Origin of the sequence: Clostridium formicaceticum, from assembly GCF_001854185.1 — a bacterium.
Lineage (GTDB): Bacteria > Bacillota > Clostridia > Peptostreptococcales > Natronincolaceae > Andreesenella > Andreesenella formicacetica.
This window is the reverse complement of sequence record NZ_CP017603.1, coordinates 2407391-2422893: the sequence shown is the minus strand read 5'-3', so window position 1 is coordinate 2422893 and position 15503 is coordinate 2407391. Positions and strand designations below refer to the sequence as shown.

13 protein-coding genes are annotated in these 15503 nt (G+C 34.3%); all 13 read right to left on the bottom strand.

Annotated elements, in window-relative coordinates:
- Window positions 1-55: 55 nt before the first annotated feature.
- A complete protein-coding gene (gene nth / locus BJL90_RS10735; protein WP_070967695.1) occupies window positions 56-679 on the bottom strand; it encodes an endonuclease III in 624 nt (207 codons plus the stop codon).
- 40 nt (window positions 680-719) lie between these two features.
- Window positions 720-1001, bottom strand: coding sequence for a DUF503 domain-containing protein (locus BJL90_RS10730; RefSeq protein WP_070967692.1), 282 nt, complete (start codon window positions 999-1001; stop codon window positions 720-722).
- Window positions 1002-1079: 78 nt separating this feature from the next.
- A complete protein-coding gene (locus BJL90_RS10725; RefSeq protein WP_070967690.1) occupies window positions 1080-4148 on the bottom strand; it encodes an efflux RND transporter permease subunit in 3069 nt (1022 codons plus the stop codon).
- Complete coding sequence (locus BJL90_RS10720) at window positions 4135-5253, bottom strand: efflux RND transporter periplasmic adaptor subunit (protein WP_070967688.1); 1119 nt, start codon at window positions 5251-5253, stop codon at window positions 4135-4137. Before BJL90_RS10720 ends, BJL90_RS10725 begins: the two co-directional genes overlap by 14 nt.
- A gap of 84 nt (window positions 5254-5337) precedes the next feature.
- Window positions 5338-6525, bottom strand: a complete 1188-nt coding sequence (locus BJL90_RS10715; protein ID WP_070967685.1) for a glycine C-acetyltransferase — start codon at window positions 6523-6525, stop codon at window positions 5338-5340.
- Window positions 6526-6783: 258 nt separating this feature from the next.
- The gene (locus BJL90_RS10710; protein ID WP_070967682.1) at window positions 6784-9126 is read right to left on the bottom strand and encodes a Lon protease family protein; all 2343 of its coding nucleotides are present in this window, start codon (window positions 9124-9126) and stop codon (window positions 6784-6786) included.
- A gap of 108 nt (window positions 9127-9234) precedes the next feature.
- Window positions 9235-10368 (bottom strand): tRNA epoxyqueuosine(34) reductase QueG, encoded by a 1134-nt coding sequence (gene queG, locus BJL90_RS10705; RefSeq protein ID WP_070967679.1) that lies wholly within the window; start codon window positions 10366-10368, stop codon window positions 9235-9237.
- Between the two features lie 92 nt (window positions 10369-10460).
- Window positions 10461-11009 (bottom strand): signal peptidase I, encoded by a 549-nt coding sequence (gene lepB, locus BJL90_RS10700; protein WP_070967677.1) that lies wholly within the window; start codon window positions 11007-11009, stop codon window positions 10461-10463.
- A 127-nt stretch (window positions 11010-11136) separates the two neighbouring features.
- On the bottom strand, window positions 11137-12048 hold the full coding sequence (locus BJL90_RS10695) for a DMT family transporter (RefSeq protein ID WP_081561956.1): 912 nt from the start codon (window positions 12046-12048) through the stop codon (window positions 11137-11139).
- A gap of 12 nt (window positions 12049-12060) precedes the next feature.
- Window positions 12061-12540: a DUF456 domain-containing protein gene (locus BJL90_RS10690; protein WP_070967674.1), complete on the bottom strand. Its 480-nt coding sequence runs from the start codon at window positions 12538-12540 to the stop codon at window positions 12061-12063.
- A gap of 178 nt (window positions 12541-12718) precedes the next feature.
- On the bottom strand, window positions 12719-14416 hold the full coding sequence (locus BJL90_RS10685; RefSeq protein ID WP_070967671.1) for a nucleoside kinase: 1698 nt from the start codon (window positions 14414-14416) through the stop codon (window positions 12719-12721).
- Between the two features lie 93 nt (window positions 14417-14509).
- Complete coding sequence (locus tag BJL90_RS10680; protein ID WP_070967668.1) at window positions 14510-14773, bottom strand: HPr family phosphocarrier protein; 264 nt, start codon at window positions 14771-14773, stop codon at window positions 14510-14512.
- A 280-nt stretch (window positions 14774-15053) separates the two neighbouring features.
- Window positions 15054-15482, bottom strand: coding sequence for a CBS domain-containing protein (locus BJL90_RS10675; RefSeq protein ID WP_070967666.1), 429 nt, complete (start codon window positions 15480-15482; stop codon window positions 15054-15056).
- Between the last annotated feature and the right edge of the window lie 21 nt (window positions 15483-15503).

The following is a 15503-nucleotide window of genomic DNA, read 5'->3' as shown; positions in this document are numbered from 1 at the left end:
ATTTTATCCAATAAAAAACCACCTAAAAAATTAGGCAGCTTATCAAACTTTTCATTCATTCTTTATAAAAGTTACAGTGTTGCTGAATTTTACAATGAGCACAATTGGGTTTTCTAGCATTACAGCATCTTCTACCGTGAAAAATCAATAAATGATGTAGCAAATTCCAATCCTCTTTATTAGCTATACTTTGCAGTTGTTTTTCTGTTTCCAGTACATCCTTCGCCTTAGCCAAGCCTATTCTATTAGAAACCCTGAAAACATGCGTGTCCACCGCAATTGCAGGAACATGAAAAGCATTGCTTAAAACAACATTTGCAGTTTTTCTACCCACACCTGCTAAAGATATTAATGCCTCTAAGGTTGTAGGCACTTCTCCGTCAAAATGCTCCTTTAACTGATGACACATCGTAAGAATATTTTTTGCTTTGTTTCTATACAACCCTATCTTTTTTATCTTATTTTCTAACTCACTTTGAGATAAACTGAGAAAACTATCTAAATCTGGGTATTCTTTAAAGAGGGTTTTGGTGATTTCATTGACCTTTACATCCGTAGTCTGTGCTGACATAATTGTAGCCACTAGTAATTGAAATGGTGTAGCATAATTTAATTCACATTTTGCATCAGGATATTCTTCTTTTAGTGCTTCTATGATCTCTTTTGTCCTTTTATTCATCCTTATCCTCCCTGCTGTTTTCTCATTGGTATTTTATTTATCATAGGATCTCTACCTGACATTCTGTAATATCTAATCTTCCGTCCATTTCTATAAAATGTATGACATTGTTCAACATTGCATCGGCATGCTTTCTGCTATTGGTTATACAACAAAAACCTATTTCAGCAATCTGCCACTTATCTTGATCACCAACTTCTGCAATAGATACATTAAACTTTCCTTTTACTCTTTCTATGATACTTTTAATGATTTGTCGTTTTCCCTTCAAAGAGCTTACTCCATACATAAAAACCTTTATTGAACAAACCCCTACTAGCATTTTCTCACGTCCCCTACGATTAGTTTATTCATCTCTTTTTTAAATATATACGGTAAGGTATAATGTTTTATACATAGGTCATCCCTGCCTATGATGAAATTTACCAATGCCAAGATCGTCAAGTATAGCATATATTACTGGTAATACAATCAAAGTAAGCGGGGTAGATAGTACTAATCCGCCTATAACGGTAGTTGCCAGAGGCATTTGTACTTCTGACCCTTCACTGACCCCCAATGCTAATGGCAACAAGCCCAAGATGGTGGTCAAAGTCGTCATCATGATAGGTCTTAGTCTAGTGGTACCAGCTATCAAGATCGCTTCCTCCGTTTCCTTTTTATTTTCTCTTAAAATGTTGATATAGTCAATCAAAACAATGCCATTATTTACGACAATACCTGACAAAACAATGACACCGATAATAGCTGGAACACTTAGTGGTATGCCTCGAAGTAGCAAGCCTAATGCCCCTCCTGAAAAAGCTAAGGGAACGGATAGCATAATGATCAAGGGGTGAAGTAAAGATTGAAACTGTATGGCCAATACCATATAGACCAGTAAAACAGCCAAAATCACAGCTAAAGCAAGGCTTGAATAGGCTTCTTCCAGGGCTTCTTTTTGTCCTCTAAACTGATAGCTATAACCTGCCGCTAGGGGATATCCCTTTAATTGACTTTCAATATCCCTAATAATGCTATTTAAATCTCTGTCCATAATAGCAGCTTTTATAGTAATAGACCGTACTTGATTAGAGCGCCTTATGGCATTAGGTCCTTGAGAAATACTGTAGCTTGTAACGTGTTCTAAAGGTAATACTTCCCCTGTCATCGTTTGAACTGGCAGTTGCATAAAATTCCCAGTCCCTTCTCTTAGGTAATCTTTACCTTGAATCACCACATCATGTTCTTCACCGTTTACTCTAAATCTTGTTACGATCATACCATGCACGAAGTTCCGTATTGTATTGGCTATCTGTAATGTTTGTAACCCATAGGGAACAGCTATTTCTCTATTGATATAAAGTTCTAACTGAGGCCTGCCTTCAGTAAAGTTTGACGTTACTTCTCTTGTTCCTTCAACTTTTTTAATCATTTCAATAAAATCTTGAGATATTTCTCTAAGAATTTCTATACTATCTCCCTGAATTTCTACCTCCACTGCCTCGTCTCCAAACCCCATGCCTACAAAAGAAAGATTAGATACAGTTATGTTTGCACCAGCAATTTGACCCAAATCTTTCCGAACTTTATCGATTATATAAAGTGTTTTTTCTTGACGTTCTCTAAAAGATTTTAATCTTACATCAATAGACACCCGGTTTGTTTTCCTACTTTGGTAGCCAAAATAACTATCACCACCGCCTATACTTGTAAAAATTATTTCTATATCTTCATAAGTCTCAAGAATTTTTTCTACTTTATTTGCCATGGCTTCAGATTCTTTTAAGCTACTGCCCTCAGGTAGGGTAATATGAATCATAAAGGTTCCCTCATCAAACTCTGGGAAATATTCAGCACCTACCCATGCGATGGAGATCATAGAAATCAAAAAAATAAAGATCGTAATACTTAAAATAAGCCTCCTATAGGATAGACTCCACTTTAGAAGATTGCTATAAAAAGCATTGACTTTCTGAAACATTTCTTCTATTCTATCAAAAATTTTATAGGAAGAAGAAGGCTTGGATTTGACGATTTTAGAAGCCAACATTGGTACAAGGGTTAATGATACGCCTAAAGAAGCTAATAAGGAAAAAGTTACTGTTAAAGCCAATTCTTTGAAAATTTCTCCTGTCATTCCCTCTACAAAAACAATAGGCAAAAAAACAGCTATTGTTGTAAGGGTGGAAGCAGCTACCGCCATAGCCACCTCCTGGGCACCATGAATTGAAGCTTCTACAGCAGAATATCCTTCTTCTCTAAAACGATAAATATTTTCTAATACAACAATACCATTATCCACCAACATTCCAATTCCCAGCGCAAAGCCGCCTAGAGATAGTAGGTTTAGGGTAAGACCAGTAAAATACATCAGTGTAAAGGTGGCTATAATAGAGATAGGGATAGACAGGGCAATCACTAAGGTGTTTTTTAAACTTTTCATAAATAAATATAATATTAAAACCGCCAGCAATCCTCCAAAAGCTGCTGTTTTTGCTACATTACTTATGGACCTTCTAATAAATAAAGATTGATCCGTCACCGTTACAAGTTCAATATTTTCTAGCTCATCTTGTAGTTTTTTCACTTCTTCATGCAGCATATTGGTTACTTGGATGGTGTTAAATGTAGGCTGTTTTTGTAAAGCAATGCGAATACTAGGAATACCATTGATTTTAGCGATTTGTGTTATCTTTTCCTCTTGAAAAGTAACCTCCGCCAAATCTTCTAGTTTCATTGTCGTGCCTATCGGTAAAGGAATAGGCAATGCCTTTATTTCTTCAATTGTTTGAAACTCTGCTACTGTCCTTACTGTTAAACTTTTTGTGTCCTCTATAATTTCTCCACCTGGAAGATTAATATTTTCTCCTCTTATCAAAGCACCTAATTGTTGTTGCGTTATACCCTGCATCGTCAATTGCATAGGATCAACCTTTATCGTTACTACCTTCTGTCTTCCTCCTGTTACACCTACAGAAGCTACTCCCTCCAATCTTTCTAATCGAGGTTTAATTCTATATTCCACTACCTCCTGTAGTTTTTCTAAATGATCTCCTGTTACACTAAAAACCATAATAGGTAAAGCGTTGGGGTCAATTTTAAGCACAATGGGTTGTGTGGCATCCTCTGGCAGATAGCCCTTAATTAGGTCAATTTTTTCTCGAATCTCTAAGGTTGCTAGATCCATATCTGTCCCCTGATTAAGTTCTACCGTTACAATAGAGGTGCCTTCCATAGAATTTGAATGAATGTTTTTTACATTATGAACAGCAGCAACTGCCTCTTCAATGGGTTTTGTAACAAGGTTTTCTATTTCATAGGGTCCAGCACCAACATACTGCGTATTGATTACTGCTATAGGAATATTCATCTTAGGCAATAAATCCATAGGAAGCTTTACAAGGGATACTGCACCTAATAAGAGGATCATAGCTATAACCATTAATACGGATATGGGTTTTGTAACAGCCCATTTAGCTATCTTCATCCTCATCACCCCTTACAATTATTAATAAAGTATTTTCGTCAATGTAATGTTGCCCCTTTACAATAATTTCATCTCCCTCTTCTACACCACTTATCACCTCTACTAAGTCTCCTGCATCAATGCCTAATTGCACTTCTTTTTTCACAGCCTGCTGATCTGTGATGACATAAACCTTGGGTTCGTTTTCTTCAAAAAAGACTGCTTTTTTAGGAATAACTGATACACTATCTTTTTTTTGTCGCTGAAGACTTATTTTACAAAAAGAGCCTGCTAATAGCTGTTCTGCTAGATTATCTACAATGATTTGTATATAATGCAGATTGCTTCTTAAATCTGCCACTTCATTAACAATTGCTACCCTACCTGTAGCTTCATTATCTCCTATTTGGAGTAGAACTTCTTTACCTGTATAAAAACTATGGTATAAGTTTTGAGATACATACAAATCAATTTTCAATTGTCTTGTATCGCTGATAACTAATGCCGGTTGTGCATTAAGAAGCATTTGATTTTTTTGAAGATTATTTTGTGTAACTGTTCCTTCTATCGGCGCATAATACTCCATTTCCTGTAATCCTTCCAAGGTGGTGGCGTATACTGTTCTAGCCTGTTCTAATTGTGCCTCTGCCGTCAACAAAGAATTTTCTAGCATAGCTGAAGACATCATTGCAGAATTTTGATAACCTTTAAGCATTCCTACAGGTATATCAGGAAACATAGATTGCTGTGATGTTTCCACCTGTTGTTTTACACTACGATAATTTTTTTGCGCCTGTTCATAGGATCTTCTGGCTATTTCAATTTGTTGCCTAACAGGGGTTTTATCCAATTCAAATAAAAAATCACCCTTTTTTACTGTATCCCCAACATTAACAGCTAATTCCGTTACTTCTAGCCCGGGAGTTTTAGGGAAAATCATCACATTGTTTATTGGCAAAAGTTTAGAACCTAATGTTATTTCTTCAGCTATACTACTTTTTTTAACTGTAGTTACTTCAACTGCTACCCTTCTTTCCTCTTGATTTTTTGCTAACTGACTGCATCCCATTAAACCTATACATAATATTTGTAAGAAAATCACCATTTTGAAAAACCTTTTACCCATAAAAAAACCTCCAAAGAATTACACCATCATAAATTGTTACCAATTTAATATGTGCAATTTCTTGGAGTTTTATCTATAGCTTTTCTATAATACTTTCATTTCTTCTCCAACCTTTTTAAAAATTTCTACAGCTCGATCTAATTGTTCTTTTGTATGACCTGCTGTCACCATACACCGGGTTCTACCAGTTCCCTTTGGCACTGTTGGAAATACAATGCCTGATACAAAAACACCATTTTCAAACAATTTTTTGCTAAATTCCATCGTTAAACCTTCTTCTCCGATAATTACTGGTGTAATAGGCGTAGCACTTTTGCCGATATTAAAGCCCAGTTGACTGATCTTTTGTTTAAAGTATTTTGCATTCTCCCAAAGTCTATCGGTATATTCAGTTGTGCTCATCAATAGTTTTACAGCTTCTATAATTGCTCCTACTGCTGCTGGAGGCAGAGAAGTACTAAATAATAAAGGTCTTCCTCGATGACTTAACCAATCCTTCATTGTATGACTACCAGCTACATAACCTCCTATAACACCAATAGCCTTTGATAGAGTACCAATAGTAAAATCTACTCTTCCATGAAGTCCAAAGTGATCAATTGTACCTCTTCCACTTTCACCTAATACGCCAGAACCATGGGCATCATCAACATAAGTCATTGCACTGTACTTTTCTGCTAACGCAACAATTTCTGGTAAAGGAGCAATGTCACCATCCATGCTAAATACACCATCGGTAATAATGAGGATATTTCTATATTTATCTCTATTTTCTTTTAAAACCGCTTCCAAGTGATTCATATCTGCATGTTTAAAAACAGTTTTATCTGCTTTGGTTAGTCTTGCACCGTCGATAATGCTAGCATGATTTAATTCATCGGAAACAATCAAATCACCTTTTTCTGTAACTGCTTGAATCGTGCCAGCATTACAGTTGAAACCTGATTGAAATACCATAACAGCTTCTTCTCTTTTAAACTGTGCCAATAAATCCTCCAATTCCTCATGAATATCCATATTTCCTATAATGGTTCTTACTGCCCCAGCTCCAACCCCATATTTTTCTATCGCTTCTACAGAAGCTTTTTTTAGTTTTGGGTGATTGGCAAACCCTAAGTAATTATTAGAGGATAAATTGATGACTTTTTTGCCATTTAAAATTACTTCTGCCTCATTGGCCCCCTCTAAAATAGGAAGTTTTCTATGCACACCATCATTTTTAAGCTCTTGAATTTTTTCTTTAAGAAAGTTCAATTCATGTACATTTGACATTACAGCGCCTCCTAATGATCGATTTCCAATAAATTAATGTCCGTATAAATATACACCCATGCATCTTCCTTTGCATTTGCAGCATAAAGACATATATCTATAACCTTTATCTCTGTTTTGTGAAAAAAATTATAATACTTTCATTTTTCCCTACTCCTTAAAATTTATAATTTTTTTCTCTAAAAAAAATCCTCAAAAATTTGAGGCAGAAAGTTGTTGAAGGCATCAGCTTAATTTATCTTATTTAAAATGCTTACGTTAGTCCATAGCAATCACTTGATTAAAATACTTTAATTTTTTTCTTACTCCTTCATATACTTTTTCATAGGTTTCATCTGTCATAATTTCTATTCCTTCGTTGATATGTTTTATCGCATAAATATGAAAATCACCTTTTTTTATAGCCACTACTACCTCATCGGAAAGCATTAAATTTTCAATATTTTGATAAGGAATGATTACACCTTGGGTTTTTGTAAGTCCTCTCTTTTTACATAAACGGTAAAAACCTTCTACTTTTTCTGTAACGCCTCCTACCGGTTGGATATATCCTCTTTGGTTTATAGAACCAGTTACAGCAATATGCTGTTTTATTGGAATACCAGCAAGACTAGATAACAAAGCATATAGTTCTCCACTAGAGGCACTATCTCCATCTACGCCTCCATAGGATTGTTCAAAACAAATACGTGATGATATACTTAAACCAGTATCCTGAGCAAAATTCTGCATTAAAAATCCTGTTAAAATCATTACACCTTTGTCGTAGATATCACCACTTAAATTTACTTCCCTCTCAATATTAATAATCCCTTCTTTGCCCACAGCAGTAGTAGCAGTAATGACACTGGGCTTACCGAAGGTATATTCTCCTAAACTGATGACAGATAATCCGTTAATGACACCAATTTTTTTTCCTTCAATATCAATTAAAATTTTCTCCGCTTCAAACATTTCTTCAACTTTATTTTGATACTTACTGAGCCGATGCCACTTTTCATGAATAGCTTTATCCACATGTTTATCTGTTACCAGCAGACTGTTATCCAACTTTGCCCATTGGTTTGCTTCTATAATGACTTCTATGATCTTATTAAATCTGGTTGTTAACTTATTTTGGTTTCCTGTTAGCCTTGAGCTATATTCTATTAATCTAGCTACCCCTGAGGCGTCAAAATGCTTTATATCTGCACACCTTACATAGGAACTTACAAAAGCCGCCATCTCTTTTTCATGCTCAGGAGTTCTTTGCATCTCGCTATCGAAATCCACAAAAACTTTAAAATATTTTTGAAAGTCTTCGTCATAGCGATACAATAAATGGTATAACTCTTCGCTGCCAATCAAAACAATTTTTAAATCAATCGGGATAGGTTCTAATTTTAAAGATGTGACATCTACTAACTGATTTCCCATGCTCTCTATGGTGATTTCCTTTGTGTGAAGAATTCTCTTTAAAGTTTCCCATGCATAAGGATGATTTAGCAGCTGCTTTGCCTCTAATATAAGATAACCTCCATTAGCCAAGTGGATTGCCCCTGGCTTAATATGAAGAAAATCAGTTTTTAGCACCCCACTGATGTTTTCGTACTCTACTTTGCCAATCAATTTATTGACTGTAGGATTAAATTCAATCACCACAGGTGCGCCTTCTGTTTTGCTGTTATTTACTAATAGATTTACCTTATACTTTTTTACAAAGGCTTCTACTTCCTTTTTATCAGCTATGACAACTTCTTCCTCTTCTTCTTCCTTAACAAATTCTCTAATATTTTCTACTAAATCCTTTTCGACCTTATAAAAATGATCCACTATTTTCTGACATTGGCGATATTTTTCTACTAATTCATGAATTAGCGGTTTTACAACAAATAGTCCTACCTTCATTTCCAGTTGTAATAATTTCTTTTTAGCAATACGCTCTAGGTTTTTTAGTTTTACAAGAATATCTATAGCAGTTTTCTGGATTTCTTGAAGCTGCTCCTCTAGTTTTTTCGTCTCCTCTTTATCAAATTGTTTCAATGCCTCATCACTTATTTCTTCTCCATCTTTTATAGGAACAAACGCAAATCCAGTGCTGGTACTCTTTATACTAAACCCTTTATTCTCTGCAAATTCTGTTAAATGCAACAATAGCTTATTTTTTTGATCTTGATAGTCTCTAATAATTTCATTCTTTCTTTGATCATAATCTTCACTGTTGAAGGCCTGTGGTACTTGTATCAATAAATCTTCTATCAATTCATCTATATCTTTTTGAAACGCTTCTCCTCTACCCGCTGGCAAATTCAACGCCACAGCCTTACCCTTACTTTCAAAACTATGCACATAACACCAATCATCAGGCTGAGGTTTTGATTTAGCGACTTTTCCAACAATTTCTCTTGTATAAGTGGTTCTACCCGTTCCTTTATTACCGCCAATATAAATATTATAGCTGGGATGATCTATTTCTAATCCAAAGGTCATGGCGACTTCTCCCTTTTTTTGTCCTATAATTCCTTTTAAGGGATCTACCTCTTCTGTTGTTTGAAATGTAAAGTTATCAATAACGCAATATTTTTTTACATGTTTATAGGATAACTCAGGGTATTTTTTCATATACGTCCTCCTTTACAGCGAATCACCTTCACTAACATACTATTCAAAAAGAAGGTTATATTCTACTATTAAGAAAGAAAATCTTTTCGACCGCCTAGGGAGGGATGACTAATTTTCAAAAGGAAAAGCTTTATTAAGGCAGCTGACTATCGTATCTAACACTTTTTGATCCTCCTCTTTCTTTTTCATTTCCTCGGAAATCTCTCTTGCTAAAAAAGGATCTAATTGAAATATTCCCCATATGCTACAGCTTCTTATTTCTGGTCTATTGTCTTTTAATAAAGGTATTAGATAAGGTAGTGCCTTTTTATCCCCATGATTCACTATAGCAATGATGGCATTTCTCTGAAGTACTTTTTTCCCCCTCCACCCTGCTGAAGTTGACCCATAGGTTTTTTTAAAGGCCTTATTAGACATATGAAGCAGCTCTATTAAATCCGGTGCAGATGAAACCGCTTGGGGAGAAAAATGGTCTTCTGACATTTCCGTTGCTTTATTATTATGAGGACAGACATCTTGGCAAATATCACAGCCATAGAGATTTTTTCCTAGTATGCCCCTATCCTCCTCATAAATTTCCTCTTTTTGTTGCAATAAATTAGACAGGCACTTTTTTGCATTAAATTCATAAGGACCTTCAAGAGCACCTTTAGGACAATTTTTTATACATAAGTTGCATCCTTCACAGGCTTTGTTTTCTAAAGGTTTATCTTCTTCAAACGCTACATTGTTCATCATATAACCTATAAAAAACCAAGAACCGTATTTTTCATTAATAAGGAGAGCGTTGTAACCATACCAACCCAGTCCAGCTCTATAGGCCACATGACGGTCTACTAAAGGGCCTGTATCTACAAAAATTTTGTAGCGAAAATCATCGATCCTTTCCTGAATAAAAGCAGCAATTTTTTCTAGTTTTTCCTTCAAAACATAGTGATAGTCCCTTCCCCATGCTGTCCTGGCTAATACGCCAGAAAATGGTGGTTTATTCATCTCTCCTTGTTTGATATGTCTTTTATAATAAGATACCCCTATAACAATAATAGATTTAGCATCTGCCATTGTTTTTTTAGGATGAATACGAAGTTCTATATTCTGTTCTTCAAATCCAGAAAGATGATTTCGTTTTTTTCTTTTCTCTAAAATATTTCTCATATCTTCAAAGGGTTCTGCACTTGTGAAACCTATTAAGTCTACCCCAATAGATTTCCCATAGCTTTTAATTTCTTCTTTGAGCTTCATTCCAGTTCATTCCTTTCTGGCTTATTTACATTATCGCGCAAGAAACCCCAGCCAAAATGCTGGGGATTTATCCTTAAGTCTCATTTTATCTCTTAATGGTGGGGGTTTTTAAAGGTTGTTATTTCATGTAAAGGCCATATTTTTAACACAACTCTGCCTTTGATATGGTGCTTTCCTATACAGGAAAACCTTCTACTGTCATTGCTGTTATTTCTATTATCTCCTAAAACAAAGAATTTATTTTGTGGAACAATACCTTTTATATGACAATAGTCTTTGTTAATATAATCTTCTTCACAAATATAATCTTCCATGACTTCTATACTGTTAATCTGTAGTATCCCACCTTCTATCATAAACATATCTTCTCCCACGGCTGCTACTCTTTTAACAAACAACTCGCCTTCCCTACCCAATTCTTCAGGAGGTGTAAATATCACGACATCTCCTCTTTTTATATTTTTACGGAAATAAGGGAGTTTTATAAAAACAATCCGATCTGCTGGATTTAAAGTGGGATACATAGACTCCCCTTCTACATTAGCTATACTAAGCACAAAGGTATTCATGATAAAAAAAAGTCCTAATATAATGATTATTTTTTTTAGTAAGTTATAGTCGTAAGAATTGATTTTTTTCATTTTATCACTTCCTAAACCATTCTTGCTAACAAAGTTATAGCTATATCCCTTCATACTTTAACTTCAATAGCCAAAATCCAGATCTAGCTTTTCGTCTATAAAATTCATAGAGGTTATTTACGTATGGTTAACCTTCATTATATGTAGTTAAGGATACTGTCTTATCTTCACCTATACCCATAAAGATATATAAACCTATTAGTATTAAAATACCACTTAAAACTTGCCAAAAGCTCGGGATCTCTTTTAAAAACAAGACTGCTAAAATCGTAGCCCCTACTGGTTCTCCCAGCATAGTAATGGAAACCTTGTTTGCTTCAATATATTTTAGAGACCAATTAAAGATTGTGTGTCCACCAATTGTGCATAAAACTGCCATTGCTAAAAACAAAATATAATCTTTATGGGTATAACCTACAAAGGGTAACTTTAGCATTAGGTTTATTATGACTAAAAGCACTGTACAAGTACCATAAACAATAAACCCATAAATTAAGGTAGATATTTTTTTTCTTATTCCCCTACCTATAATAATATATAGTGCGCCAAAAAGACCACCTAACAAAGCTAAAATATTCCCATAGAAATGTCCTTCCCCTGCATGAAAACTAAAAAATCCTATCATGCTACTTCCACTGATGGTTAGTAACATCCCTAAAAATCCTTTTTTGCTTAGCTTTTCTTTATATAAAAAATACCCGATAACTGCCGTGAAGATAGGCTGTAATCCCACTAGTATAGTGGATGAAGCTACTGTTGTATACTTCAACGAAGTCATCCAAGTAATAAAATGAAGTGCTAAGAATATTCCACTGAAGCAACAAAGCAAAAGCTGTTTTCCGCAAATTTCCTTTATTTCTTTTCTTCCTTTAGTCAAACTAGCCGGAAGAAATAGAAGGAAGGTAATCATCATCCTGTACATAGCGATAATATTAGAAGGGGCTGTGGTACTCCTAATAAGGATGGCAGAAAAAGAAACCCCAATTACTGCTATGCATAGCATCAAATGGATTCTATATAAATCTTTCTTATTTGCCAACAATTTTCCTCCTTATCGTATAAGATAAATAAATATTCCTACTATAATACTCGTTACGAATAACTTTACTATGAGACTAACAAAATAAGCAAAGACACCAGCTCCTCCAGCCTTCATAGACTCTTTCCACGCTCTTCCAGACAAAAGTTCTCCCATTGTTAGACCAACTACTTGCCCAATAATCAAACCTATCACATTGAAAATAACAAGTCCTGAGAAACCTCCGATAAACATGCCAATCATGCCCCAAGAGGATACATTAAACCTTTTGGCTGTTAAAAAAGAAGCTAAGTAATCAATTACGATAGTAACAAAAGTTAGAATCGAAAATAATACGATCCAATATAAAGAGATTACAGTAAAATCTGTAACAAACCCATACACTACAATCCCTAACAATACGAAAATGGGACCTGGAAGAACCGGTATAAAAATTCCAAGAATACCTAATAGAATAAGCGCAAAACTAATTATGATTAATGCATTTTCCATTTTTTCATCACCTATACTTATTATAGTTCTAGTAAATCATCAAAAACCCTCTAACTATTTTACTATTATTTACTCTATTCACCTCACTATTTAGAACAAATTTTTCCTATGAGACGCTTTCATCAAAAAAAGTTTAAAGATAGAGAAAACTTTTCTCTATCTTTATCCAATCATCTTTTTAATCGTCTTTTTTCTCTTCTTTATGAAAACTACTGCCTCCTATAAATTCCCTTAAAATAGAGGTCTTAGGTATGTCTTCTTCATTCTCTAACGCAACAAAATAATTTAAAAACTTTAATAATCTCTTTGCTTCTGAATAATAGATACTGGTATTATGTACCTGTCTTAGTAAAGGCTCCGCATATTTCTTTAGTATGCTTAGTTCATAAAACAGTGCAGAGTTAAACATGGCATCCGCCTCTTCTTGAAAAGGAAAAATATTTTTCTCTTCTCCCCGTCTAACAGATTGCCACATGCCCAAAGTAGTTTCTGCATCATTCGATCGAAACTTGCTATCCCTAACAATTCGTCTTATTAACCTGGTGTCTGTAGTGGGAATTCTATTATGTTCATCTATATTTAGTTGTGTTAAAGCACTGATATATATTTTGAACTTATTATTTTTGGGAATAGAGGAAGTTAACTGATCATTTAAAGCATGAATTCCCTCTAATATTATAGGCTGATTTTCGTTAATTTGGATTTTATGGCCACGATATTCTCTTTTGCCTGTATGAAAATTAAAGGTAGGCATTTCCACCTCTTCCCCTTTTAGTATTCTTTCTAAGTCTCTATTAAAAAGCTTTAAATCAATTGCATAAAGGGATTCAAAATCATAGTTGCCAGCCTCATCCAAAGGCGTGCTTTCACGATCCACAAAATAGTCATCCAGAGAAATAGCCATGGGCTTAATACCATTTACCTTTAGTTGAATCATCAAACGTTGCGCAAAGGTTGTTTTACCCGAGGAGGAGGGCCCTGCAATCAAAACAACACGTTTTTCTTCAATATTTTCTGCAATACTGTCAGCTAATTCTGCAATTTTCTTTTCATGTAGCGCTTCAGCAATTCTAATAAACTCTCCCTCTCTTTGGGTTACAATAAGATCATTTAAAGATGCAACATAGTCAATTTCTAAAATTTCTCCCCATTTTTCTGATTCTCTAAATACCTTAAATAACTTCGGATGCTCTTGAAAATCTGGGATTTTTCCTTGATCTTCAAACCTCGGGAACTGTAAAACAATACCAGGGGCATAGTACTGTAATTTAAAATCTTTTAAATATCCTGTAGAGGGAACCATATAACCATAAAAATAATTTTTCAACCATCCACATTGATAAATATTAATATAGGGTTTTTCTCTATACTTTAGCAATCTTACCTTACCCATTTGCTCATAATCCCTAAAAATATCCTTTGCTTCATCTACCGGAACCCTATTTTTTTCAAAGACAACATCTTCCCAAATAATTTCTTGCATTCGTTGCTGAATTCGTTTTGCATCTTCTTCATTTATTGGTCTTTTATAATGAACCTCACAATACAATCCTTTGCTGATAGAATGTTCTACAGAAACCTTGCAGCTTGAAAAAATTTCCACACATGCTCTAATAAATACAAAGGTTAAACTTCTTTGATAAATTCTAGAACCAATAGAAGAGCATAGGTGAATAAACTTCACTTCACAATCTTCATCTAATGTATTCTTTAGCTCTTTTAGTTCATTATCCACAAGAGCAGCAACAATTAAGTATTTCATATTTTGCTGAAAATCTCTTGCAATCTCTTCTAATGAAATACCTCTTTCGTATTTATATGGACCTTGATCGTTTATCATGATTGATATGTGGTTCTGCAGCTTTTTGCTTCCCATGGAAAGTGTCCCCCTATAGAAATTTTTTAGACCTATTCATATTATTCTCTATAATCTATTATATACCTTTTTTATTAATAAAATTAAAGATTATTATTCATCAAAACCTCTTTCAATTAAATCTACAATAGCATCAAAAGCTTCCTTTTCATCCTCACCTGATACTCTTACAGTTACTTTTTCTCCCATTCTTGCTCCCATGCTCATCACATTCATAATGCTTTTCGCATTAAATTCACTATCACTTTTTATGATAACAATGTCCGATTGAAATTTAGAAGCTTCCTTTACTAACTTGCCTGCAGGCCTAGCATGGATTCCAGTTTTATTTTTTATCGTCATTAGTTTCTCTAACATAAGTCTCTCTCCTTTTTCATCTTTATCATAGGACTTTTTACTTCTATGAATATTTCTACAAACTATTTAAATTGGGTAAATTTACTTTCTCCTATTTTTTATTTTAATGCTGCAAAAAATACATGATTAAAAACAATTCTGTTTTTAGAAACAGATTTTAGAAAAACCTTAAGTATATTCTTACCCTGTGGAATTTTTTCATAAACATAAAAGACAATAAAATCATTCAAAAAAAAATATTCCCAGTATCTGTACTGGGAACATCTTAGAAAATATCGAATTACATCATTGGACGGCTGGGTAAAGAAATATCGCTTAAAGCTTTACCGGCATCATCCACATAAATATTTCTAACTGCTAAATCACCTATAGCTACAAGCCCTACTAACTTTCCATTCTCAACAACCGGCAATCTTCTAATTTGATTTTGAGCCATGATTCTTGCTGCTTCGTGGGTATGAGTATCAGGTGAAACAAAAATCAGTTCCTTTGACATTACTTTTTCTATATTATCAGAAACTCTAAATCCATCTACGATACCTCTTACGACGATATCTCTATCAGTAACAATACCTATAACGTGATTTTGATTATCACATATAGGAATAGAACCTACATTTAATTCCTTCATCTTTCTTGCTATTTCATCAATGCTGGCATTTGCATTTGATGCTGAAACATGACTTGTCATAATATCTCTTACCTTCATTTTATACAACCTCCTTAACTT

Excerpts from the sequence above, each read along its gene's own strand:
- BJL90_RS10680 (WP_070967668.1), bottom strand. The coding sequence starts at position 14,773 with ATGTTAGAGAAACTAATGACGATAAAAAATAAAACTGGAATCCATGCT.
- lepB (WP_070967677.1), bottom strand. The coding sequence starts at position 11,009 with ATGAAAAAAATCAATTCTTACGACTATAACTTACTAAAAAAAATAATC.
- BJL90_RS10710 (WP_070967682.1), bottom strand. The coding sequence starts at position 9,126 with ATGAAAAAATACCCTGAGTTATCCTATAAACATGTAAAAAAATATTGC.
- BJL90_RS10690 (WP_070967674.1), bottom strand. The coding sequence starts at position 12,540 with ATGGAAAATGCATTAATCATAATTAGTTTTGCGCTTATTCTATTAGGT.
- BJL90_RS10715 (WP_070967685.1), bottom strand. The coding sequence starts at position 6,525 with ATGTCAAATGTACATGAATTGAACTTTCTTAAAGAAAAAATTCAAGAG.
- BJL90_RS10675 (WP_070967666.1), bottom strand. The coding sequence starts at position 15,482 with ATGAAGGTAAGAGATATTATGACAAGTCATGTTTCAGCATCAAATGCA.
- queG (WP_070967679.1), bottom strand. The coding sequence starts at position 10,368 with ATGAAGCTCAAAGAAGAAATTAAAAGCTATGGGAAATCTATTGGGGTA.
- BJL90_RS10720 (WP_070967688.1), bottom strand. The coding sequence starts at position 5,253 with ATGGGTAAAAGGTTTTTCAAAATGGTGATTTTCTTACAAATATTATGT.
- BJL90_RS10730 (WP_070967692.1), bottom strand. The coding sequence starts at position 1,001 with ATGCTAGTAGGGGTTTGTTCAATAAAGGTTTTTATGTATGGAGTAAGC.
- BJL90_RS10685 (WP_070967671.1), bottom strand. The coding sequence starts at position 14,416 with ATGGGAAGCAAAAAGCTGCAGAACCACATATCAATCATGATAAACGAT.
- nth (WP_070967695.1), bottom strand. The coding sequence starts at position 679 with ATGAATAAAAGGACAAAAGAGATCATAGAAGCACTAAAAGAAGAATAT.
- BJL90_RS10725 (WP_070967690.1), bottom strand. The coding sequence starts at position 4,148 with ATGAAGATAGCTAAATGGGCTGTTACAAAACCCATATCCGTATTAATG.